This is a genomic window from Flavobacterium endophyticum, from assembly GCF_003634455.1.
Classification (GTDB): Bacteria; Bacteroidota; Bacteroidia; order Flavobacteriales; family Flavobacteriaceae; genus Flavobacterium; species Flavobacterium endophyticum.
Genome location: NZ_RBLC01000001.1, coordinates 1565224 through 1589358 on the forward strand (window position 1 = coordinate 1565224; position 24135 = coordinate 1589358).

23 protein-coding genes are annotated in these 24135 nt (G+C 32.8%); 14 read left to right on the forward strand and 9 right to left on the reverse strand.

Features of this window, described 5'->3' with window-relative positions:
• Positions 1-33: 33 nt before the first annotated feature.
• From CLV94_RS07140 to CLV94_RS07165, 6 genes are all read right to left on the reverse strand, one after another.
• Complete coding sequence (locus tag CLV94_RS07140) at positions 34-972, reverse strand: O-antigen ligase family protein (RefSeq protein ID WP_211331181.1); 939 nt, start codon at positions 970-972, stop codon at positions 34-36.
• A 369-nt stretch (positions 973-1341) separates the two neighbouring features.
• Complete coding sequence (locus tag CLV94_RS07145; RefSeq protein WP_121375720.1) at positions 1342-3249, reverse strand: ArnT family glycosyltransferase; 1908 nt, start codon at positions 3247-3249, stop codon at positions 1342-1344.
• A gap of 56 nt (positions 3250-3305) precedes the next feature.
• Positions 3306-4031 carry a glycosyltransferase family 2 protein gene (locus CLV94_RS07150; RefSeq protein ID WP_121375721.1) on the reverse strand — a complete coding sequence of 242 codons (726 nt, stop codon included), beginning with the start codon at positions 4029-4031 and terminating at the stop codon, positions 3306-3308.
• Positions 4022-5305, reverse strand: coding sequence for a lipopolysaccharide biosynthesis protein (locus tag CLV94_RS07155; protein WP_170148761.1), 1284 nt, complete (start codon positions 5303-5305; stop codon positions 4022-4024). Before CLV94_RS07155 ends, CLV94_RS07150 begins: the two co-directional genes overlap by 10 nt.
• 59 nt (positions 5306-5364) lie before the next feature.
• Positions 5365-6390, reverse strand: a complete 1026-nt coding sequence (locus CLV94_RS07160; protein WP_121375723.1) for an NAD-dependent epimerase/dehydratase family protein — start codon at positions 6388-6390, stop codon at positions 5365-5367.
• Between the two features lies 1 nt (position 6391).
• Positions 6392-7621, reverse strand: coding sequence for a WcaI family glycosyltransferase (locus CLV94_RS07165; protein WP_121375724.1), 1230 nt, complete (start codon positions 7619-7621; stop codon positions 6392-6394).
• 420 nt (positions 7622-8041) lie between these two features.
• Between CLV94_RS07165 and CLV94_RS07170 the strand changes: the two genes are divergently transcribed.
• From CLV94_RS07170 to CLV94_RS07180, 3 genes are read left to right on the forward strand one after another with little or no spacing between them, the layout of a single operon-like run.
• Positions 8042-9025: a UDP-glucuronic acid decarboxylase family protein gene (locus CLV94_RS07170; protein WP_121376257.1), complete on the forward strand. Its 984-nt coding sequence runs from the start codon at positions 8042-8044 to the stop codon at positions 9023-9025.
• The gene (locus CLV94_RS07175) at positions 9026-10378 is read left to right on the forward strand and encodes an exopolysaccharide biosynthesis polyprenyl glycosylphosphotransferase (protein WP_121375725.1); all 1353 of its coding nucleotides are present in this window, start codon (positions 9026-9028) and stop codon (positions 10376-10378) included.
• Positions 10379-10380: 2 nt separating this feature from the next.
• Positions 10381-11157 carry a glycosyltransferase family 2 protein gene (locus CLV94_RS07180; RefSeq protein WP_121375726.1) on the forward strand — a complete coding sequence of 259 codons (777 nt, stop codon included), beginning with the start codon at positions 10381-10383 and terminating at the stop codon, positions 11155-11157.
• On the opposite strand, the gene CLV94_RS07185 is transcribed toward CLV94_RS07180, so the two are convergent.
• Positions 11149-12459: a phenylacetate--CoA ligase family protein gene (locus tag CLV94_RS07185; RefSeq protein ID WP_121375727.1), complete on the reverse strand. Its 1311-nt coding sequence runs from the start codon at positions 12457-12459 to the stop codon at positions 11149-11151. The two genes, CLV94_RS07180 and CLV94_RS07185, sit on opposite strands and share 9 nt — an antisense overlap.
• Positions 12460-12548: 89 nt before the next feature.
• Between CLV94_RS07185 and purD the strand changes: the two genes are divergently transcribed.
• Positions 12549-13820 carry a phosphoribosylamine--glycine ligase gene (purD, locus tag CLV94_RS07190; RefSeq protein ID WP_121375728.1) on the forward strand — a complete coding sequence of 424 codons (1272 nt, stop codon included), beginning with the start codon at positions 12549-12551 and terminating at the stop codon, positions 13818-13820.
• A 64-nt stretch (positions 13821-13884) separates the two neighbouring features.
• On the opposite strand, the gene CLV94_RS07195 is transcribed toward purD, so the two are convergent.
• On the reverse strand, positions 13885-14115 hold the full coding sequence (locus tag CLV94_RS07195) for a DUF6341 family protein (protein ID WP_121375729.1): 231 nt from the start codon (positions 14113-14115) through the stop codon (positions 13885-13887).
• A 118-nt stretch (positions 14116-14233) separates the two neighbouring features.
• Between CLV94_RS07195 and CLV94_RS07200 the strand changes: the two genes are divergently transcribed.
• A complete protein-coding gene (locus CLV94_RS07200) occupies positions 14234-15163 on the forward strand; it encodes a DUF6427 family protein (RefSeq protein WP_121375730.1) in 930 nt (309 codons plus the stop codon).
• Here CLV94_RS07200 and upp read toward each other — a convergent pair.
• Positions 15158-15811 carry a uracil phosphoribosyltransferase gene (gene upp, locus CLV94_RS07205; protein ID WP_121375731.1) on the reverse strand — a complete coding sequence of 218 codons (654 nt, stop codon included), beginning with the start codon at positions 15809-15811 and terminating at the stop codon, positions 15158-15160. The genes CLV94_RS07200 and upp overlap by 6 nt on opposite strands.
• 101 nt (positions 15812-15912) lie before the next feature.
• On the opposite strand from upp, the gene CLV94_RS07210 reads away from it, so the two are divergent.
• From CLV94_RS07210 to CLV94_RS07255, 9 genes are all read left to right on the forward strand, one after another.
• Entirely contained in the window at positions 15913-16518 is a 606-nt protein-coding gene (locus CLV94_RS07210; protein ID WP_121375732.1) for a DUF4254 domain-containing protein, read from the forward strand.
• A gap of 6 nt (positions 16519-16524) precedes the next feature.
• Positions 16525-16731 (forward strand): hypothetical protein, encoded by a 207-nt coding sequence (locus tag CLV94_RS07215; protein ID WP_121375733.1) that lies wholly within the window; start codon positions 16525-16527, stop codon positions 16729-16731.
• Positions 16732-16788: 57 nt separating this feature from the next.
• Positions 16789-17826, forward strand: coding sequence for a glycosyltransferase family 9 protein (locus CLV94_RS07220; RefSeq protein WP_245982480.1), 1038 nt, complete (start codon positions 16789-16791; stop codon positions 17824-17826).
• Between the two features lie 149 nt (positions 17827-17975).
• On the forward strand, positions 17976-18338 hold the full coding sequence (locus CLV94_RS07225) for an S-adenosylmethionine decarboxylase family protein (RefSeq protein WP_121375734.1): 363 nt from the start codon (positions 17976-17978) through the stop codon (positions 18336-18338).
• 93 nt (positions 18339-18431) lie between these two features.
• Positions 18432-19559, forward strand: a complete 1128-nt coding sequence (locus CLV94_RS07230) for a DUF4178 domain-containing protein (RefSeq protein ID WP_170148762.1) — start codon at positions 18432-18434, stop codon at positions 19557-19559.
• Positions 19560-19770: 211 nt separating this feature from the next.
• A complete protein-coding gene (locus tag CLV94_RS07240; RefSeq protein WP_121375737.1) occupies positions 19771-19986 on the forward strand; it encodes a DUF350 domain-containing protein in 216 nt (71 codons plus the stop codon).
• Positions 19979-21496, forward strand: coding sequence for a polyamine aminopropyltransferase (locus tag CLV94_RS07245; protein ID WP_121375738.1), 1518 nt, complete (start codon positions 19979-19981; stop codon positions 21494-21496). The genes CLV94_RS07240 and CLV94_RS07245 overlap by 8 nt, the downstream gene beginning before the upstream one ends.
• Positions 21474-23093, forward strand: a complete 1620-nt coding sequence (locus tag CLV94_RS07250) for a flavin monoamine oxidase family protein (RefSeq protein WP_121375739.1) — start codon at positions 21474-21476, stop codon at positions 23091-23093. The genes CLV94_RS07245 and CLV94_RS07250 overlap by 23 nt, the downstream gene beginning before the upstream one ends.
• On the forward strand, positions 23090-24106 hold the full coding sequence (locus tag CLV94_RS07255; RefSeq protein ID WP_121375740.1) for a hypothetical protein: 1017 nt from the start codon (positions 23090-23092) through the stop codon (positions 24104-24106). Before CLV94_RS07250 ends, CLV94_RS07255 begins: the two co-directional genes overlap by 4 nt.
• Positions 24107-24135: the final 29 nt, after the last annotated feature.

Consider the following 24135-nt stretch of genomic DNA (forward strand, 5'->3'; position numbering starts at 1 on the left):
TTTGCCAAAGATAAGAGGTGAATATTTAAAATTTTAATTTATAAGATTATTTTTTGACTTCCCATAATCTTTTAACTCAAAATAAAGCAGCCATATAAAAAAGTACATTTCTGGCGGAAAATAATGGCCGTCCCTAAATAATTTTAGTAACAAATATATTACGACAGCCTGGGCAAAAATCAACTTATTATTTCTATAAGCTTTAGAAACATAAACTAGCACAACGACTATAAATAAAAACCCAATTATGCCCAAATCGGAACACATTCTTAGGAATAAGGAACAGGCATCTTTAGCGTTTATTTCTTTGCTATCATTAATTATGATGTAAGGCGGAATTCTTAAATCTTTAATATATTGCTGGGTGTGCATATAATAATGGCTTCCGATTCCACTGCCCAAAGGATGATCAGAAACGTTTTCTTTTGCAACAAAAGCATTGCTTAAGATGGCATACGTACTTAAGTTGGTATATTCTTCAAACTTTCCTGTGTTGAAAGCATTTAAAGATTTATAGGTATCATCGGCTCTTAGCTTAAAAAACTCATAGTTAGAGTATACATACACAAAAGCTCCAACTAAAATCGGAGTGATGATAAATAAGTATTTAATTCTTTTAAAAGTAATGTTAGGTAAAATAAACATCAATCCTATACCGAAGTAACCTATCGAGGAGCTTGATAAGATGATGGTGCCTAGAATGATTAGAAAAGGCCAATACCGTTTGGTTTTTAGAAAATAATAACAGGCCGGAAGAACCACAATAACATAGTGTGCGGGTTCTTTAAAGATACTTTGAAGACGGATGCCATCATTTACATTGATATTCAATAGCCACATCGGATAACCAATAGCGGCTACAATAAGGCTCAATTTTGTATAGACTTCAATAATCTCATTCCGATCATAAAGCGTAGTAAAATTATAATAATATGTTGCAATTATTGTTATGCCAATCAATTGCGAAAACATATAATTTATGGGGACTCCAATAATAATATTGGTTATCAAACCATGGATAAGAAGGCCTAAGATTATGAAAATAAAGTACTTGTTAAATCGTATTGTTTTTTGGATTCTGATAATCAAAAAATAATTTACGATTATGATAAGATATAACAGCTTCCAATCAATTATAAAATTAAAAAAGAAAGCTTCTGTGAAAATTGCAAAAACGGAAGAATAAAGAAGATATTTTTTTATTGAAACTTTCATTTGGCGGAAAAGACAATTTACAATTTAAGTTAGTGGAATAAAAATTATCTTATTTAGAGTTTGGACAAAAATATTAATTCCTATGCTATGAAGAGCATATATATGCTATTATTTCAAAATAATTAATTATTTATAAATCCAAAGATGTGTATGGAAAGGTGTTAAATTAGTATATCTTTTATTATTGTATAATAGATCCTTACTGTTGGTAGTCGAAATAATGATATCTATTTGCTCTGTTTCTTGAGGTATCTTTTTAGTAATATTCGGGACATTTATTCCTCTAAGCTCTATTTTATCATAATAATACGCATTAAATAAAGGATACTCCCAATCCGCCATAAACAATCCGACTTTTTTAGGGTTATTGTTATAAAGTATTGCTTCAATTCTGGAATACTCAGGATACAGTTGTAACTGATTGGCGAAATATTTTTTAAATCGAGTATCGCTTATTTTGATGTTTTTGGTATAGCTTGTATTGGTAATAATAGGCCTAATGTTATTATAAACAAAATTAAAACAAAAATTATAGTTCAAAGAAGGTATGCAATATAGTATTAAAATCATGAATAGCTTTAATCGACTTGCAGTTATGATAATTACTACTACAGAAAGCATAAATATGGGAATATGCAGTCGTGTATGCCAAGGCTGCCATTTTAGATAACCAACGAATAAAAGGATTTGCGCAAACAGCACAAAAAGCAGTAATAACTCTTTCTTATTATCTTTTATTTTAAAAATTCCAATAAAGAAAAGAACAAAAAATGAAAACATTATCAAAGGTAAATGAACCGCATTGGGCACTAAATCTTCAGCAGTTTCAAATTCTTTCGGACCATAATAGGGAGTGGCAAGAAAATTTGTGGCCGGATTATTAATATCTATGTTATTCTTTCTGTGTATTTTCTTTATCCAAGTATCATAATGGGTTTGTAATGGATAACCCACATGCAATCCGACATTTTTTAGAAAATTTGATGTTAGAAGCTTTGCATTCATCTCAGAATTGGGATAGGTCTCTGCTTCCCATTTATCAATATTTAGAACATTTTTATCTATTTTATAATTTCTATAAAAATGACCCACATTTAGGAGCAAGATTATTGCAATCATACCAATCCCATACTTCAGGATAGTAATATTCTTTACAAGTTTTATCGCCATAAAAATGGCAAATAGGAATAGTATAGGAGTTAAAAAAATATACGTAGTTCCTTTTGTCATCATGCCCAGACCAATAGCTAAGCCTAGAAAAATAAAGTTTTTTAATTTGATATCGTAGTAGCATTTTAGAGCAAAATAAAGTGAAGTAATGACAAAGAAGCCACAAACAATGTCATTTTTTGTTGTTGAAGACTGCAGCTCAACGGAAGGAATGGTTATGAGCAAAAAAGTGGCCAATAATTTATAAGACCAATTGATCTTAAAAAAGTCTAAAACAGCCCAAATAGAAACAATCGACAACATTAAAAATGTCCATTGAACACTATTCGAAAGATAATCATTTCCGTTTATCAAATTAACATTCATTATAAAATACTCGGCAAACGGAGGCTGATAAAGATGCCTTAAAATATGGGTAGGGAAATGAGAAACAGACTCATTACCAATCCAGTATATTATCCTGGACATATGATAGGTTAGAGAATCCCAGTTATTAGGAGGATAAACTATTCCCTGAAAAAGCAGGAGCAAAACAAAGACAATAATGACCCAAACTAATAATTTTTCATAATATTTAAATTTATGATAAATAGAAGAGATGGTGTTTTTTTGTTTACGAATGACGTCTAATGTCTTTCTCCTATCCTTTAGAAGAATGAAAAGGATTACCAATAAAAAAAGGAACCAAAATAAGATGACAGAAGTAGCGTTCAGTAATTTTAAAGCACTAATAGCTTCCGTAAAGAATGTCAATATACCGCAAAAACCTAATGTCGAGCAAATAATAGTCTCTTTAAGGCTACTTGAAAAATCTTTATTAAGTAGGACAATAACCAGTAAAAAGAGACATATAAATACGAGCATTGGACATAATAATTAAGTTCGCCGAATAAGAATTAAACGTATTAAGAAATATAAATTTATTTAATTTTTAACGCCCCATATTTTAAAATGCAATAGATGGCTCTAAAGCCGTCTTTCCATCCGATTTTTTTCCCTTCTTCATAAGTTCTTCCATAATAGGAAATCCCAACCTCATAAATGCGTATTTTATTTACCCTAGAAATTTTTGCAGTAATCTCAGGTTCGAATCCAAACCTATTTTCACGCAACGGAATGGATTGAATAATTTTTGTATTAAAAAGCTTATAGCAAGTTTCCATATCTGTTAAATTCAGATTGGTAAACATATTAGATAAAAAGGTTAGAAATTTATTTCCAATGGTATGCCAGAAAAATAAAATTCTGTGCGGATTGCCACCCATAAAACGACTTCCAAAAACAACATCTGCAAAACCATCTAAAACTGGTTTGAGTAAAAGGTTATATTCTTGAGGGTCATATTCTAAATCGGCATCTTGAATAATCAAATAATCGCCAGTCGCCTTTTGTATTCCGGTATGTAAGGCAGCTCCCTTGCCTTTGTTTACCTCATGTTTAAAATATTGAATATTCAGATCAGGATTGTTAGAAATATAAGTAAATATAGCTTCTTCTGTATTGTCTTTTGAGAAATCATTGATGATAATGATTTCTTTTTCAATATTATTTTCGAGTTGTACTTTTTGTAATTTATCAAGTATGAGATGGATGGTTGGCCCTTCGTTATAGGCAGGAATAATTATAGACAGTTTAGTTATCTGCATTTTTTAAGTTTGTTGATTATATAATAACATTCAAGAGGAATAAAAAGCACCCACAAGATTAGAATAATCATTGTCGAAATGGCAACGCTATTGATTCCAAATTCTAAGTAAATTAAAAAATAGGTTAGGGGTATTTTTAATAAAAGACTTAAAATTATGATGAATGTAAAATTATTTAATTTTCCTATACCATTTAAAAAATAAGAATAAAAAACTGTAAAAATTCTTAAAGCGGTTATGGCGGCAATATAAGAAACCAAATGATTTGGAATTTCAAGCTTTTCTTTTATCCAAAAAGAAATTATCATCGGACATAAAATAGCCAGAACTACAATAAACAGTAAGATACCTATAAAAAGCAGGTTAAATCGCTTAAAACTTCGCAATAAGTTTTGATGATTTTTTTCTACATAATCTTTCGCAAACATTGACCATAAAGGAGATAACGTTGCAAAAAGAATCATTACAGGCAGCTGAAATATTTTATTTACAGTGTCATAGGGAACAACATCTTTTGGACTAAAATTATTGGAAATAATGTAATTGTCAACAGTAAAGAAAAGCATCATTCCCAATTGGATTGCCATAAATTTCAGGCCGATTTTCAAGATCTCTTTTACAAAATCTTTTGGAGGCTTTTCTTTGGTGCTTAGGTTTAACTTTTCCAATTTAAAAAACCGGAAAGTGTAAACTACATTTACAATAAAACAGAATAAACCGTTTATGATTGATACTAAAAGGAGTTTATTTTCTGCATCAATATCTGGGAAAAGATAAATAATTAAAATGAGTAGGATTAAAAACCCGGTCTGATTTACTGCTAAAGATTCTTCTGCATATTTTCCTTTTAAATAAGCAACATATAATGATTTGTGAATTCCAGCTACAGAGTTGATACAAAAGAAAAAGATATTAAGTATAAAAAGCTTGTAAATAAAAGGCTTAGTGTGAAAATGAATGTTCAGGCCTTCCTTTACATCAATCACATAAATATAAATAATAAATAAGCAGAAAATACAAAAGGCTATATAAGAGGCATATTTGTAAGTGACTTTAATATAGCTTTTTATAAGATCAATTTGATTGTTATGGAATAGAATCGGGATTTTGGTTTTCAGCGTACTTTGAATGCCAAAATCCATAACCAAAATCCATTGGAAAACAGTAAATACCAAAACCCAGATACCATAATCATCATGATCAAGGTATTTTATAAGTAAAGGTATCGATGTAAATAGTGCTAGCCCAGAGATGCCTTTATAGAAACCGCTCATCAGAAGATGATTGTTTTTTAGTTTTGTTAAAAGCATAATAAGGCTTTCCGGATTATAAACTATTTAGGGTTTGATTCTATTTCTGATACTGAAGTTACCATCTCGTTTATCCAAGAAAAAGTTTTCACCATACCAGCTTTAAGGGGTTCAGAAACTTCCCAGCCAATTTTTTCTTTGTATAATTTGTTGTCTGAATTTCTTCCTCTAACGCCGGTTGGACATTTAAATCCATATTTATCAATGAATTCTTGTCCGTCAATATTTTTTATTTTTATGTCTTTTCCAGAAAGATCGATAGCCATTTGAGCTAGCTCATTGATAGAGACCATTTCTTCAGACCCAATATTTACAGGTCCTAGAAAATCAGACTTCATTAATCGGATTACTGCTTCGACACATTCGTCTACATATAAAAACGAACGTGTTTGTTGTCCGTCGCCCCAAACTTCAATTTCTGAACCTTCTTTAGCTTCTGCCGCCTTTCTGCACATAGCAGCTGGAGCTTTTTCTTTGCCACCTTTCCAAGTTCCTTGCGGACCAAAAATATTATGAAAACGGGCAATACGGACGTCTAAATTGTAGTTTCTGTTAAAGGCTAGAAATAAGCGTTCTGAAAATAATTTTTCCCAACCGTATTCAGAATCAGGATTTGCCGGATAAGCCGAACTCTCCTCACAATTTGGATTCAACGGATCTAATTGATTGTATTCTGGATACATACAGGCAGATGAGGAATAAAATACTTTTTTAACTCCTTTATGTACAGATTCTTTAGCAACGTTGAGATTTATCGCTGCAGAATTATGCATCACATTCGCATCGTTGTTTCCGGTAAAGATGTAACCAGCGCCACCCATGTCAGCTGCCAGTTGGTAGACTTCATCGATATTTTCGTCAATAACTTGGCTTACAATAACTGGATCTGTAAGATCTCCTTTAATAAATTCGTTGCAAATTTCATCGTGCACAAAGTATTCATGATCCTTTATATCACATATTCTTACAAAATTTCCTTCTTCTTTAAGTCTTTTTGCTAAATGACCGCCGATAAAACCGCCACCGCCTAAAACCACAATTTTTTTCATATTATAATTTATAAATTTTATCCAGAAAAGAATTCAAAATTTTATCTTTTGAAAAATTTTCAATCATATAAGTTCGGGCTTTTTTCCCTACCGTTTTTTGAAATTCTCGATCCTCTTTTATTTTTAAAATGTCTTCGAAAATCTGTTCTATTTCTTCATTATTATAAAAGCCCCAAGCTTGCGAAAGACGGATATGTTTGGCAACTTCTGAACTTTGATCCCCAGTAATAATTGAAGGTCTAGCACTACTCATCATGCCTAAAATTTTAGACGGCATAACCGAGTCAATAATATCCGATTTTTGAAATAAAACATGCAAATCTGCACTGCACAACAAATCGGAAAGGTCTTCGTAAGGAATTGGTTCATAATATTTTATGAATTCACCTAATCCTTCCTGCTCTATTATTTTTAATAAATCGTTTTTAAAAGCACCTTCGCCGACTAAAACAAACTCAATGTCCTTATAAAGGCTTAATTTTTTTGCTAATGTAATATAAACATTCCAATTTTGTTTCTGACCAATATTACCAGAATATAAAATTGTGAATTTATCTCTGGAAATGTGTGGATGGTGGGTGTAATTTTCCGGATTAATAAAATCTACGTCGACCCAATCAGGAAAAAAAACAGGATTAGTTTTTGGAGCTTTCTGCTTGATACGATCCACCATATTAAAACTTATAGAGCTTATGATATCTGATTTCGTAAAAAGGTAAGCTTCAATTTTATAGAGAATTTTTTTAAAGACTTTTGATGCGAAATTTTGTTTTAATAAACCAGAATCATAAGCGGCATCAAATTCAAAATCTTTAATCGATGTCCATAATTTTGCTTTTAATTTTCGCTTGAGATAAAGTCCTAACATGACATTTGTAGTGAAAGGAATGTTGCAAAAAATTAAATCAGCCTTTTTAATTTTCTTTAAATTGAACGCATTTCCATAGTTGAAAGACATTATATGCAAAATACGATGGAAAAAGTTTCGGTTTTTAGGAACATAAAATTTGTATCGATGAATTTGCACACCATTGATTTCTTCAGAAAAGTAGTTAGGTTTGTCCTTATAATTTTTAGGAATTTCCCACATTGGATAATAAGGGAATCCTGTGATTACAGATACATTATATCCTTTTGTCACTAAAAACTCTGCCAATTGAGATGTATATAGGCCTATAGCAGTATCTTCTGGTGCGTAATTAACAGTAATAAAAGTAATTTTTTTAATCATAAAATTTTTCTAATAGCAGTATTAAATATTTTAGTCCTATTTAAATGCTATAAAATATTATTGTTTAATTTGATCCAATCAATAAAAAAACTTTTTAGTTGATAAGAATCAATAGTATATTCCTAAGTTACAAATCAAATTAATTTTAGCAACCCCCCAAATGTTATATTTACAACTTAAGTTAAAATACTTTTTCAAAAAAAATTGAAATAATATTGCAAATATAAATCTATCAATCAAATTTTTTACTTTTTTTGCAATTGAATTCTAATATTTAGGAAAACATACAAACGAAATAAACATTTCATTCTTCTTATTTTTGATATAAGTTGGAAATAATTGCAAAACATCAGGCAAGATAAGCTTTACTTTTGTTATTTTGCGTTGAATTGAAAGTTGATTTCTGCCAAAAAAGGTAATATGAAAAGAATACTTATAACTGGCGCGGCTGGATTTTTAGGATCCCATCTATGTGACCGTTTTATAGCAGAAGGATATCATGTAATTGGAATGGATAATCTCATTACGGGTGATCTAAAAAATATCGAACACTTATTCAAGCTTGAGAATTTCGAATTCTACCATCACGATATTACCAAATTTGTTCATATTCCGGGCAAGTTAGACTATATATTACATTTTGCTTCCCCAGCAAGTCCTATAGATTACCTTAAAATTCCTATACAGACATTAAAGGTAGGGTCTTTAGGCACTCATAATCTTTTAGGATTGGCAAGAGTAAAAAAAGCAAGAATTTTGATTGCATCTACATCTGAAGTCTATGGAGACCCACTGGTTCATCCGCAGACAGAAGAATATTACGGAAACGTAAATACGATAGGGCCAAGAGGTGTTTATGATGAAGCAAAACGTTTCCAAGAATCTATTACAATGGCATATCACACTTTTCATGGTGTTGAAACCAGAATAGTCAGGATTTTCAACACTTATGGACCAAGAATGCGATTAAATGACGGTAGAGTGATTCCAGCATTTATCGGACAGGCTTTAAGAGGAGAAGATTTGACTATATTTGGCGACGGTATGCAGACCCGATCTTTCTGTTATGTAGACGATCAGGTAGAAGGAATTTATAGGCTGTTACATTCTGATTATTCGCTTCCAGTTAATATTGGAAACCCAGATGAAATAACGATCAAGGATTTCGCAGAAGAAATTATCAAGTTGACAGGTACTAACCAAAAAGTGGTATATCATCCGCTGCCGATAAACGATCCGCTGCAAAGACAGCCTGATATAACAAAAGCCAAAGAGCTGCTAGGCTGGGAAGCCAAAGTGTCAAGATCCGAGGGAATGAGAATTACCTATGAATATTTTAAATCTTTATCATCAGAAGAATTGTTGAAGGAAGAACATAAAGATTTTTCAAAATATATTTTTTAAGTGCGCAAAAAAACAGGAAGATATTCTGGCTACATCAGGCCATTTTCATATATGCTGGATTTGATTATTATCAATATCCTAGCAAACTTCCTATTGCCACAAACATTAAATTTATTAGGATATCACTTTTTTATATCAATCTCGTGGCTGGTGATTGCTTGGAATATTGGATTTTATGAAGTATATCGTTATACAAAAGTCATTGAAATCTTTAGCAGTATACTAAAGCAATATTTCTTCTTCTTACTTATAAATTTTGCCTTTATAGGATTTTATCTGAAATTTTCAGAGCCTTCAAAAATGATTCAATTTGTTTCATTTTCGCTCATTCTTGTAGGCCTTGCAAAATTTTTTATTTATTTTTCTTTAAGAAGGTTTAGGGTTGTTTTTGGAGGAAACTTTCGAAGAGTTGTTATTGTTGGTAATGGAAAAAGTGTAACTCAGCTAGAAGAGTTCTTTAATGAAAATCCAGATTATGGTTACAAACTGGAAAAAAAGTTTACTCTTGTCCCAAACAAAAGGGAACAAGTTGAAGAATGCTTCAATTTTGTCATGGAAAATAAAATTGATGAAATCTATTGCTCCCTTGCAGAATTATCAAATTCTGAGGTAAATAAATTTATTGATTTTACAGACAATAATTTAAAAATACTAAAATTTCTTCCGGACAATAAAGAAGTCTTGGCGAGAAATTTAATTTTTGATTATTATGATTACATTCCAATTATATCAATCAGAAACATACCGTTAGACGAAACGGCAAATAAAGTTATTAAAAGGGCATTTGATATTATCTTCTCTTTAGTTGTCATTATCGGTATTTTATCATGGCTAATACCGATTTTAGCCATATTGATAAGAATCGAATCAAAAGGCAGTGTTTTCTTTAAGCAAAAAAGAAACGGATTGAATTACAAAGAATTCTATTGCTATAAATTCCGTTCGATGAGACTAAATGAGATAGCAGATTTATATCAAGTTTCTAAAAATGACCCAAGAATAACAAGAGTAGGGAAATTCATTAGAAAAACCAGCATAGACGAATTACCTCAATTCTTTAATGTCTTATTAGGAGATATGTCGGTTGTTGGACCAAGACCGCACATGGTAAGCCACACGGAAATGTATGCCAGGAGAATCGACAAATTTATGGTGCGCCATTTTATCAAGCCAGGTATTACGGGACTTGCCCAGACTAAAGGCTTCCGTGGAGAAGTAGAGAGCGATAAGGATATTATTTATCGCGTAAAATTTGATATTTTTTATCTTGAAAACTGGTCTTTGCTTTTAGACATAAAAATTATCTTCCTTACAGTAGTCAACGCAATAAAAGGAGAAGAAAAAGCCTATTAGCAATGGAAGAACATCTCGTTTCCATTATTACTCCTTCTTTCAATTCAGAAAAATTTATTTCAGAGACTATCAAATCGGTTCAAAATCAGACCTACAAAAATTGGGAAATGATTATAGTCGATGATGGATCTGTTGATAAGACTATTTCCATTGTTGAAAGTCATCTTCATGATAAACGAATCCAGCTACATCAACAAAAGCAAAATTACGGAACCGGAATTGCTCGAAATAAAGCAGTTTCTCTAGCCAAGGGTAGATATATTGCCTTTCTTGATTCAGATGATTTATGGAAGCCCGAAAAGCTTCAGAAGCAGATAAAATTCATGGTTTCGGAAAACCAGCCTTTCACTTTTTCATTTTATGAATGTATGGATGAAAATGGTAATGCTTTAGGTAAAATAATCGAAGCACCAAAAATCCTTACTTATCACCAATTGTTCTGGAGCAATTTGATTGGAAATCTGACAGGTATTTACGATTCGGCCTTTTTAGGAAAAATAACAATTTCTTCCATTAGAAAGCGCCAAGATTGGATGATGTGGCTCACAATCTTGAAAAAAACAAAAACCGCAAAACCAGTTCCTGAAAACTTGGCAATTTATAGAATCAGAGAAAATTCTATTTCAGCTTCAAAGACAGCGTTATTGAGACATAATTATAATGTATATAGAAACTTCCATAAATTAAATGTTATCGTTTCAATAGGTTGCATGATCGGCTTCCTGTTCGTGCATTTTTTTATCAAGCCGAAATATGTGAAAAAACGTAAACTAAAGTAATGACTGAAACTGTTTGAGCTTTCCTCGATTAGTACGTGCCAGAGAAGTCTTTTGCACAAATACAAACCTCAGATTTGGCTCCAAGTATAAGGAAATAGCGTCCTCAATTTTAGAAATCTGTTCCAAAGACAATTCTTTTTCGCTTACATACTCTATCTCGAACGAATCAATTTTTGTCTGCTTTACGATAAATTCTTTTACATTTCCATCGTCTTCTATGATACTTTTCGTCACATAATAAAAAGTCAGTCCGGGTGATTTTTTTCCGCTTGGAAGGATGGCGATATCGTTTGTTCGACCAATCAATTGCTTGAGAATTGGCTTTTTAAAAGTACTTTCTATAGCTAAAATTCCAATATCTCCAATATCATATCGGATGAACGGATGGGCCTTATTATACAACGATGTGATTACAATACGACCTTCTTTTCCATTAGGAACCGGCTGATTGGCATCGTCCAAGATTTCAACAAACAAGGTTTCGGCATTGACCTGCCATTCTCCTTTGGAATTTTCAAAAGCAATCAGGTCCAGTTCTGAAGCACCATATTCATTGACAATAGGAATTCCAAATTGCTTTTCCATTAAGATTTTATCTTTCTCAAAAAGCATCTCAGAGGTCACTATACATACCTTTAGTGTCGGACATATCTCCTTTAGTAAGATATTTTTTCGTTCCAAATATTTGGCAAATAATACGATAGAACTCGTATATCCATTGATGTAATCGAATTTCTTATTGCGAAAATGATTTAAAAACTTTTCCAAAACAGCATCCGATAAATCAAAAATAGGAAAGCGAAACCGATGTCCCAGAAAGTCCTTCAAGCGTTCTTTTTTATTTCCGATAAAATCCAAAGGAATTCCATAAAACCGTGCTTGGAAAGAAGAGTTGAAGTCAATACCGTGCCATCCAAAACGATACATGTTTGAAGCCCAAGTCATCGCATGGCAGTATTTGTCTTTTGCAAAAATAAACGGATCTCCGCTAGATCCCGAAGTCTTATTGATAAATAATTTTTTATGATCAAAACTTTTGGAGAGCCTTTGTTGCAATGGTTGTTGTAAATCTTTTTTAGTAATTACAGGCAAACTATTCCAATTATCAGAAGTTTTTCCAGAAGCCAGTTGCTTATAAAAATGATTGTTATTCAAGTGAAAATCGACAATTTCTTTTCTTTTCCCAAGAATATAATGCTCATAGCTGGCTTCAGGAATATTAAGAATATTCTCAAATTCCAGCTGAGCCTCTTTTATCGGAAAGCCACTAATTTTCAAGGAAAAGTCAAATAGTTTAAACACAGTCGAAAGTTGATAGTTTTTAGTAAATTAATTATTTTTTATGTTCAAAAGCAATTAATTTTGGCACATATTAAACAAACTACACAACAATGACAATTTTATTATTAGGTTCTGGCGGAAGAGAGCATGCTTTGGCTTGGAAAATGCTGCAGAGCGATAAATGCTCAAAACTTTTTGTGGCACCTGGAAATGCTGGTACAGAAGCAATTGCAAAAAATATCAATATTAGTCCAACTGACTTTGAAGCGATAAAAAATTTCGTACTCCAAGAAAAAGTAGAAATGGTTGTTGTGGGTCCCGAAGATCCTTTAGTGGCTGGAATTTATGATTTTTTCAAAAATGATGAGGCACTACAGAATATTCCCGTTATAGGTCCGTCAAAAAAAGGCGCTCAATTAGAAGGAAGCAAAGAATTTGCAAAAGAATTTCTAGTAAAACATAATATTCCTACGGCAGCTTATGGCAGTTTTACCAAAGAAACTTTAGAAAAAGGACAAAAATTTTTAGAAACGTTGAGTCCTCCTTATGTTTTGAAAGCAGATGGATTGGCGGCAGGGAAAGGAGTTCTAATTATCCAAGATTTAGAAGAAGCAAAAGCAGAATTGAAGAATATGCTTGTTGATGAAAAATTTGGACAAGCGAGCTCAAAAGTGGTCATCGAAGAATTTTTAGACGGAATAGAACTTAGCTGTTTTGTTTTGACTGACGGTAAAAGCTACAAGATTCTGCCTACGGCAAAAGATTACAAAAGAATTGGTGAAGGCGATACCGGCTTGAATACAGGCGGTATGGGAGCAGTTTCCCCAGTTCCGTTTGCTGATGCTGTTTTGCTGGAAAAAATCGAAAATAGAATCGTAAAACCGACAATTGACGGTTTGCAAAAAGATGGAATCGAATACAAAGGTTTTGTATTTATCGGTTTGATCAATGTGAAGAATGAGCCGATGGTAATTGAATACAACGTCAGAATGGGCGATCCAGAAACAGAAGTTGTAATTCCGAGGCTTACATCTGACTTAGTAGAACTATTTTTGGCTGTGGCTGACGAAAAGCTGGATCAAGTTTCTTTAGAAGTCGATCCAAGGAGCGCTACGACTATCATGGTCGTTTCTGGTGGTTATCCGGAAGAGTATGAAAAAGGAAAAGCAATTTCTGGAATCGAAAATGTTACCGATTCTATTGTTTTCCATGCGGGAACTAAAACCGTTGATGGACAAGTAGTAACCAATGGTGGTAGGGTTTTGGCGGTAACATCTTACGGCGATAACTTTAAAGAAGCGATACAAAAATCCTATCAAAATATCGACAAGCTGAAATTTGAGAAGATGTATTTCCGAAAAGATATCGGGTTTGATTTATAATCCAATAAAAAATCCGAGAAGCAATAGTTATCGCTTCTCGGATTTTCATTATAATAAGTTCGGCTTATTTTAAGAAAGAATGAGCCGTAGTATCTTGAAATTCATCGTTATTAGCTTTGTGTAATTGCAGCTGTTTGATCCAGTAAACAATTGCTACTGCGCAAATAATCATAAAAATCCAGTTCAATGTGTTGGCAGCCCACCAGTTTTTTAGTTCTAAAGCTCTGAAAAAGTCAAGCGGTTTGAACAAAATGTCTACGAATAAATATTGTATTCCTTCAAAAAATGATTTCATATCGTTTCTTTATGTTGTTATTTTATGAATCTTCTAAAATTTTTGTACAGACTAACTTTATAATAGTTCATTTTAGAACAAGTAGTATCTTTACACTGCAAAAGTATAAAATATCCTTATGATAACAAGCGTTTTTAGCAAATCTCGACCGTTAAATTATATAATTATTTCAGCGCTTCTGGTTATATGCTATTTTTTATACCTTCAAAAAGCTCCAGAATTGGTTGATTCTGTTAATGGAATTATGACCAGAACTGGACTTCTGCTGCTTTTGATAGGTTCGCTTTTTATCATAAACTTCGTGACCAAAAAGAATGGATTGAGCAAAGACAATAGCTATACCTTTCTTTTCTTCTTTTCATTCCTGATTTTATTTCCGACAACATTAGTCAACACAAATCTCATTATTTCTAATTTTTTTATACTCTTGGCGTTGCGGAGATTGATTTCTTTGCAATCGCTGCTCACGCCTAAAGAAAAAATATTCGATGCTTCGCTTTGGATTTTTCTAGCGGCAATCTTTCACTTTTGGAGTATTTTGTTCATTTTGATTGTTTTTGTCTCCATCCTTTTTCATGTCTCGAGAGATTATAGAAACTGGGTACTGCCTTTTATTTCCTTTTTTGCTGTAGGAGTCATAGCATTGATGTATGCTTTAATTTTTGACCAAAGCTTGATAGAAACGATAGTTGACAGCGCTTTGATTGATTTCAATTTCAATTATTTTACGAATAATTATCAGAACTTTGCCCTTTCATTATACCTAGTTACTGCAACCTTCTTTTTTATTACGCAAGCCTTGACATTGCCTAATAAACCGTTGAATATGCAATCGTCCTACAAGAAAATTATTGTCGCATTTATTATCGGTGCGGTTGTTTTCCTGATTTCTTCGGACAAGAATAATAGTCTTTTGATCTATACGTTTGCTCCAGTGGCCATCATGGCGACCAACCATATTGAGTCCATGCAGGTCAATTGGCTGAAAGAAACTTTTGTTTATGTAATTGTCGGCTGTAGCGTACTGACTTTTTTCTCGCAATTATAACTTATTGCCATACGCCAAATCGCCTGCATCTCCTAAGCCTGGCACGATATAGTTTTTTTCGTTCAGCTTTTCGTCCAAAGTAGCGACCCACAGGTGGCAATAATCTGGGAGATGTTTTTGGAGATAAGAAATTCCTTCCGGAACAGCGATCACGACAGCAATATGCACTTCTTTTGGAGTTCCTTTTTCCATCAGTTTATTAAAAACAGCAACCATAGACTGGCCTGTCGCAAGCATTGGATCGATCAATAAAAGATTTTTGTTTTCGATGCTCGGAACAGCCTGGTATTCTACTTTTATGTCAAATGCATCGTCGTTATTATAATGATGGCGGTAAGCCGATACAAATCCGTTTTCCGCGCTGTCAAAATAATTCAGAAAACCAAGATGTAGAGGCAGTCCAGCTCTTAAAATAGAACATAATACTAAGTCATCCTGAATTTCGGTAGTCTTTTTGATGCCAAGCGGCGTCTGGATTTCTACATCTTTATAATGAAGGTTCTTGCTCAATTCATACGACATTATTTCGCCAATCCGCTCAATATTCCTGCGGAAACGCATGCTGTCTTTTTGGACATTGACATTTCTGATTTGGCCCAAGAAATGATTCAGTACGCTGTTGGCTTCTGATAAATAATGTACTTGCATAGTTTTATAAGTGTAAGGTTTGGAATTCAAGGCTCTGAAATCTGAAATTTTTACCAGCCATAAAGGTATAAAAAGTATATTTGTATTTTAATTGTAAATATATGTTTTCAAAATTAGCGTATTCAGTATTTGAGCAGAGCATCCAGGATTATCATAAATATGACAACGTGGACCAGCCTATCAGCAACCCTTATTCAAATGATACATTTGAACATCTATTATATCTGAAAAACTGGATTGATACTGTGCAATGGCATTTTGAAGATATAATCCGTGATCCAAATATTGATCCTGTTGAAGCTTTGAAATTAAAACGCAGAATCGATGCTTCAAACCAAGAGAGAACAGACATGGTTGAATTTATCGATAGCTTTTTCTTGAAAAAATATAGCGGTGTTAAAGTAAAAGACAATGCCAAGATTAATTCAGAAAGTCCTGCGTGGGCATTTGATAGACTGTCTATTCTAGCTTTGAAAATCTACCATATGCATGAAGAAGCAACACGAGCTGATGCTTCTCCAGAACACAGAAATGCATGTCAGACTAAACTAAATGTTCTTTTGGAACAGCGTTCGGATTTATCAACAGCAATCGACGATCTGCTTACAGATATTGAAAACGGAGACAAGTTCATGAAAGTTTACAAACAGATGAAGATGTACAATGACGATGATCTGAATCCGATTTTGTATCAGAATAAAAAATAAAGACGGATGGCAGAAAAGAATTTTATTAGTTCCGAGCCACTGTTTTTCAAGATTGTCTATGGCGTGACCTTCCTTGCATTTATATATGTACTATATGAAATGCTTTTTTTAGAAAGCCAGCACCAATCCCAACCTTTAAAATTAATCGTTCTCGCATTATTTGGCGTTTTCTTTATCAGGAAAGGCTTAAGCGGAATGAAGCAAAACAAATAAGACAAGAGACTTTTTTGAGACAAGCTGTTTCTTAAAAGTCTTTTTTATTTCTAAAAGATGCGAAAAATCAAGCATATAGTAGTTTTTAGACTTTCTGCCATGGGAGATGTTGCCATGACAGTTCCTGTATTGAGAGCTTTTGCCGCACAGTATCCTGATGTGAAGCTTACCGTAGTTTCTCGTCCTTTTTTTAAGCCTTTTTTTGACGGAATTCCTAACCTAGATTTTTTTGCAATCGATCTGAAAGAAAGACATAAAGGTTTTTTCGGACTGATACGATTGTATAAAGATTTGAAAAAATTAGGGGTTGACGCTGTTGCGGACTTACATAATGTTCTTCGTTCTAAAATAGTGAGGAGTCTTTTTGCATGGAGCGGCAAAAAAACAGCTTTTGTTGACAAAGGACGCGCAGAAAAGAAAGCGCTGACAAGAGTAGAAAATAAAATTTTCAAGCCGGTAAAATCGATGTTTGAAAGGCATAAGCAAGTTTTTAAAGAACTTGGCTTTGAAATACGTCTTGAAAATCCGATTTTTCCAAAAAAAGCTGATCTGACAGAAGAAATTCTAAATCTTACTGGAGAAAAGCACAAAAAGTGGATCGGAATCGCTCCTTTTGCCCAATATGATTCTAAGGTTTATCCGCAAGACTTGATGCAGCAAGTCATCGACAAACTTGCCGAAAATCAAGATTATAAAATATTTCTGTTTGGTGGAGGGAATAAAGAAATTGAAATATTAGATAAGCTCGCCGCTGGAAAAGAAAATGTGATTACTGTTGCTGGTAAATTAAAATTCGAGGAAGAACTAAAGATTATTTCGAACCTTGACGTAATGCTTTCAATGGATTCGGGCAATTCGCATATCGCGGCAATGCTAGGCATAAAGGTAATTACGCTTTGGGGCGCAACACACCCGTACGCCGGATTCTTGTCTTTTAACCAGACGATGGATACAGCGATAGTTTCCGATAGAGGAAAATATCCGCTGCTTCCGACTTCAATTTATGGCAATAAAAAAGTAGAGGGCTATGAAGATGCTATGCGAAGCATTCCTATAGAAAAAGTCGTGGCTGTAATCCAAGATCAGCTAAAATAACTAAGGATTAGCTTTTTCTTCTTCAATAAAGTCTAAATTATATTTTCAACGGAATGATAGCCTTTTATATTTCACAAAAAAAGCAGTAGTTTTTTTATTTACTGTAAAAAATATTCCTATTTTGGCTTCCTGCAAATCTATTTGTTTTTATGACTATTCAAGCTAGCCCACTGGGATTACATACATTACTAACCCTTCATGTGGAAGATTATAAAAAACTTATTGAAATCAGTCAGTTTATAGATTTTACTGAGACAATACTTAAAAAATATACTCTAGAAAAAGTGGGGATTGCCTCTCATGTTTTTGATAATGAAAGTTATACAGTCGCTTTTTGCTTGATGGAATCTCATATTTGTGTACATACCTGGCCTGAAAACCAGAATCTTGCCTTGGATATTTATTTGTGTAATTATTCACAAGACAATACTCAAAAAGTCAGAAATATTGCTCAAGATTATATTACTTTTTTTGGAGCCAAAATTTTAAAACAAATCGAAGTTAATAGATAGGGTATGCATATAACGTGTAAAAAATGTGGTACAGCTACTTCTATCGAAAGCAATTTTGAAATAAAATACTTTGGCTGTCCTAATTGCAGGAGTTTGTTTGAAATTAAAGAAGAATTAAACTTTGTAAAAGAATTTGATTATAAATCTATAAATCCTTTATTAGAAATAGGAAAGAAAGGTATTATTGATGGAGTTGAGTATGAAATTATCAGTATGCTCATCAAGAAATTCCATGCAATTCATTATTGGAGAGAATATACCTTAAAATCGAAGGATGATAACTATCTATATCTTTCTGAGTCGGAAGGACATTGGATTTTATTAGAAGAGATTCCTGAAAGATATGATGTTTCTCGAAGATATAAGACGCTAACATATAATGAAATATCGTATGATTTATACGAAAACACACATTGTAGGGTAGACTCCGCTTATGGTTTTTTTGATGATAAAGTACCAGATATCGAAATTAAGATTATAGAATATATCAAACCGCCCTATATGGTTTCAATCGAGAAGTTTGGAAATGTTGAAACCACTTACTTTGGAAGGCATTTTACTAAAAATGAAGTAAAAAAAGCATTCAATAATCCTAAATTACCAGGAAGATATGGTGTGGGATCTGTACAGCCTTTTCTTTTTAATTTTCATAATGGAATTTTAGTTTTCTGCTCTATTGCCATTCTGATTTTAGTTACGCAACTCATTGTAAATAAAAATAGGGTAGAGACCGAAGTGCTTTCACGGAATTTTTCATTCACGGAATATAACAATAAAGATTTTGTTTCGGAATCGTTTACTTTACAAGGAGCTTCAGCACCCTTAACAATCAGCATAAATTCCGAAGTAGACAATTCATGGGCAAATGCTCAAGTTGCATTAGTTAATGAAATTACCAATGAAGAAGAATATGCAAACCAGGATATTGAATATTATCATGGATATACAGATGGCGAAAGTTGGAGCGAAGGAGGAAGAAATGAAGAGTTTAACATTTGCGGGGTTGGTGAAGGGAAATACCATCTAGTCATTACTCCCCAAAAACAGCCAGATGACACATTAAATGATCGCATAACGGTAAAAGCAGTCTGGAAAAGTCCGTCATTATGGAATTTTTTTATTTCGATATTGATTATGGGAATCGCATTGGTTATTATCTTTTTTGCAAATAAAAATTTTGAAAGTAGACGGTGGGAAAACAGTGATTTTTCTCCATTTTAATTAAGAGAATTATGGATAGCAGCTCAATAAAGAATTTTATTATGAACAATAAATGGTCGGTTCTGATTGGACTTTTTGTTTATGGTTTGTTTTTATTTTTTACTTTTTCCGGAAATAGGATTTGCGATTGCGTATCGACAGAAAAATATAGCTCAAATAATAATGGCCGCGTCGGGATAACCCGCTTTTATCACAAATAAATCAACAAATTATGGAATATATACTAGTAAAAGGAATAATCAACTCGCTCATTTTTTCAGGAATCGGAATATTTGTTTTGGTTGTCAGTTATCTTCTTCTTGAAAAGATGACCCCAGAAAACACATGGAAAGAAATCGTAAATAACAAAAACACAGCCTTGGCTATTGTATTTGGAGCTTTCATTATTGGAATCTCAATAATTATTAGCGCAGCAATTCATGGCTAAAAACTTTTTGAAGTTTGAATACCTGCTACTTTTTGCAGTATTTATTATTGCTACATGCGGATTAATTTATGAGTTGGTTGCCGGAACGTTAGCAAGCTATCTTTTGGGCGATTCTGTCAAGCAGTTCTCGTTTATTATTGGAGTATACCTGTTCTCGATGGGTATTGGCTCTTTTTTTGCCAAATTCGTCAAAAAGAACCAACTGAATACTTTTGTAGAAATTGAGATTTTAGTGGGACTCATTGGAGGATTGAGCTCCGTTATTCTATTCATCTTGTTTGAAAAAGTCGATTATTTCCAATTTATATTATATCTGCTAGTTTTTGTAACAGGATGTCTGGTAGGTCTGGAAATTCCACTTTTGATGAATATCCTAAAAGAAAAAGTAAAATTCAGCGATCTGGTTTCAAATGTTTTTACATTTGATTATATAGGAGCTTTGTTGGCTTCTGTTTTATTTCCCTTGGTATTGGTGCCTAAATTTGGTGTTATGAAAACCTCGCTCTTCTTCGGCATGATAAATATTTCCGTAGCGATTGCATTATGTTTTTTGTTATCAAAAGATCTAAAACGCCCAATATTGCTGAAATTTAAAGCCATTTTTGCTTTTCTGGTTTTAATTTTTACATTCCTTTTTTCGGATCAGATACTATCTTATTCAGAACAAAAGCTGTATGGAGAAAATATTATTTTCACGAAAGCAACACCTTATCAAAGAATCGTTCTAACACATACAAAGAATGACTACAAATTATACCTAAACAATAATTTACAGTTCAGTTCTGCAGATGAATATCGTTATCACGAAGCCCTTGTCCATCCTGTTATGGCAACTGCAAAAAACATTGAAAATATTTTAGTTTTAGGCGGTGGTGATGGCCTTGCCGTCAGGGAGATTCTAAAATATAAGGATGTCAAAAACATTACGTTGGTAGATTTGGACGAAGGAATGACATCGCTTTTTGCCTCCAATACCATCTTAAAAAAATTCAATCATAATTCGTTGACAGATTCTAAAGTAAAAGTATTTAATAAAGATGCTTTTTTGTGGGCAAAAGAAGAGAAAAACAAATATGATGTGATTATTATTGATTTTCCTGATCCATCAAATTATAGCTTAGGTAAGTTATACTCCTTAAATTTTTACAAATCCTTAAAAAAAATTGCAACTCCAGAGACAGTAGTTGTAATTCAGACTACATCGCCTTATTTTGCGCCTAAATCATTTTGGTGCATTAATAACACAGTTAAGGAAATTTTTCCAAATGCAGATGCCTATCACGTTTATGTACCCTCTTTTGGGGAATGGGGTTATACCATCGCTTCCAATAATAGCAATACAGATTTTAGTAAAGTGAGTCGCAAAGTCGGCGGATTGAAATATTATGATTACCAATATAAGAAATTAAATTTCTTTCCTAAAGATATGATTGCTAAAGATATAGAAATTAATAGATTAGATAATCAAATTTTAGTGAGGTATTTTGATGAAGAATGGGGAAAATTATAATGTGAGAACACGAAGAACATTTCTGAAATCGATTTCTGCTGGAATAATTCTAGCATCAATTCCCACGTTTTTCAATGCTTGCAAAGAAAAAGTAATCACTTTTGCGATTCGGCTCTCTGGAACGAATCATATTTTAGGACATCGTCTCCGAACTAAAGATTTTCCGAAAATTTCCAAGACAATTGAAATTCCGTATCTTATAATCGGCGGTGGAATTTCTGGACTTTCTGCCGGAAGGCAGTTTAAAAAAAAAGGCATTGAAGATTTTTTGATTCTCGAACTAGAATCCAGTGCAGGCGGAAATTCTAGAAATGGAGAAAATAAATATTCAAAATATCCACTAGGGGCTCATTATCTGCCATTGCCAAATATCCATGATAAGGAATTAGTACAATTCTTAGAAGAATCCCAAATCATTACCGGTTATCAGGAAGGTTTTCCAATTTTTGATGAAGAGCAGCTAACATTTATGCCTCAGGAAAGATTATTTTTTAAGAACACTTGGCAGGAAAGCTTAGTGCCTAAATTTGGCATTACCAAAACAGCTGAGGCTGAATTCAATAGATTTTTTGAAAAGATGGCAGATTATAGAGAGAAAAGAGGAAAAGACGAAAAATATATTTTTGATATTCCTCTTGCTAGCTCCTCGCAGGATGGAAATTTTGATTTCTTAGATAAAATCTCAATGAAGGAATGGCTAATACATAATAAATTCATTTCTGAAGAATTATATCAGTATGTAAATTATTGTTGTCGTGACGATTTTGGATTGGGAATCGACTTTATTTCTTCTTGGGCTGGAATTCATTATTTTGCCTCTCGAAAGCACAATGCCACAAAAGAAAAGACAGAAAATGTATTGACCTGGCCAGAAGGAAACGCTAGATTAATGAATCATTTAAAAGAATATTCAAAAGATAAGATCTTTACTAATCATTTAGTCTATGAAACGAAGCTAGAAGGAGAAAATGTAATTGTTAAGGCCTACGATGATTTCAAAAAAGAGTCTGTGTCTATTAGAGCAAAAAAAGTAATTTTTGCAACACCACAATTTATCAATAGCTATTTGCTTCCTGATAGACTAAATATCACGAAAGATTTTCATTATGCACCTTGGTTATTGGCAACAATGACGGTTATTGATTTAGACGACAATAATAGCTATCCTCTGTGTTGGGACAATGTTATATATGGGGCAAAAGGATTGGGGTATATTTATAATCAGCACGAATCTTTAGGGCAGATTCAAGAGAAAAAAGTAATTACCTATTATTACAGTTTTTCAACAAATGATTTGAAAAGATCAAGAAAAGAATTGCTGACAAAACCAGAAGATTATTGGAAAGAATTAATTATTAATGACTTAAAAATAGCACATCCTGATATTGAGAATGTTATACAAGAAATAGATATTCAAAGAATAGGACATGGAATGATTAGCCCAGTTCCTGGTTTTTTATCTGGAAATTCAAGGGCTGAAGCTTCACGAGCCATTGAAAACAAAATCTTCTTTGCCCATAGCGATTTATCGGGAATCTCAATTTTTGAAGAAGCTTTTCACCAAGGAATTAATGCAGTAAATAAAATACTTGAATGAGACAGCCCTGGATCAATAAACCGAAAACGGATATTCCCTTAATTCTATTTCCGCAGTTTTTTGTGCTTGGCGTTGTGTTTTTGTTTCAAGGTTTTCTAAAAGAAGCGGAAGAAAACCATTCTTTTTTTACATGGTTGCTGTTGATTGTCTTTATTGACGTAGCACATGTTTATGCTACATTATTTAAAACCTATTTAGTAAAAGAAGAATTCGAAAAGAGAAAAAAACTATTACTTCTTCTCCCTATTCTCTGTTTTTTAATCGGTTTTGTATTGTTCTTGTTTGGCGCAAAGATATTTTGGTCGGTTTTGGCCTATATAGCCGTGTTTCATTTTATCCGACAGCAATATGGTTTCATGAGACTTTATTCACGGAAGGAAATCAAGACAAAATGGACTATTTTTCTAGACAACCTTTTCATTTATACCGCAACAGTTTATCCTATGATTTTTTGGTTCATGAGCCCGTCTAGAAAGTTTACCTGGTTTGTGGAAAATGAATTTATTTCATACCAGAATCCACTTTTGCTTCAATTTTTTACGTGGATGTATTATTCTATACTTGCCTTTTATGTGGTAAGGACATTTTATCTTTCTATAAAGACAGGTTATTTCAATATACCTAAAAATGTAATAATTATAGGAACAATTTTATCTTGGTATTTTGGAATAGTATATTTCAATAATGACTTGATATTTACATTACTCAATGTTGTTTCTCATGGAATACCCTATATGGCCCTGATTTATTTTAATCAAAACAACAACAAGCATTCTTTCCAGATACCTAAGCTATCTAGTCTTTTGGGAATCTTAACTTATATTGGAATTCTCCTTTTTCTAGCTTTTACAGAAGAATACCTTTGGGAAATTTTAGTATGGAACGAACATTTTAATTTCAATAACGGGATGGATTACCTAGTGCCTTGGCAGATAGTTTTGGTTCCCTTATTGACAGTTCCTCAATTTACACATTATATTTTGGATGGTTATATCTGGAAATCCAAGAAATAAAAAAGAGGCCTTTCGAGCCTCTTTCCATT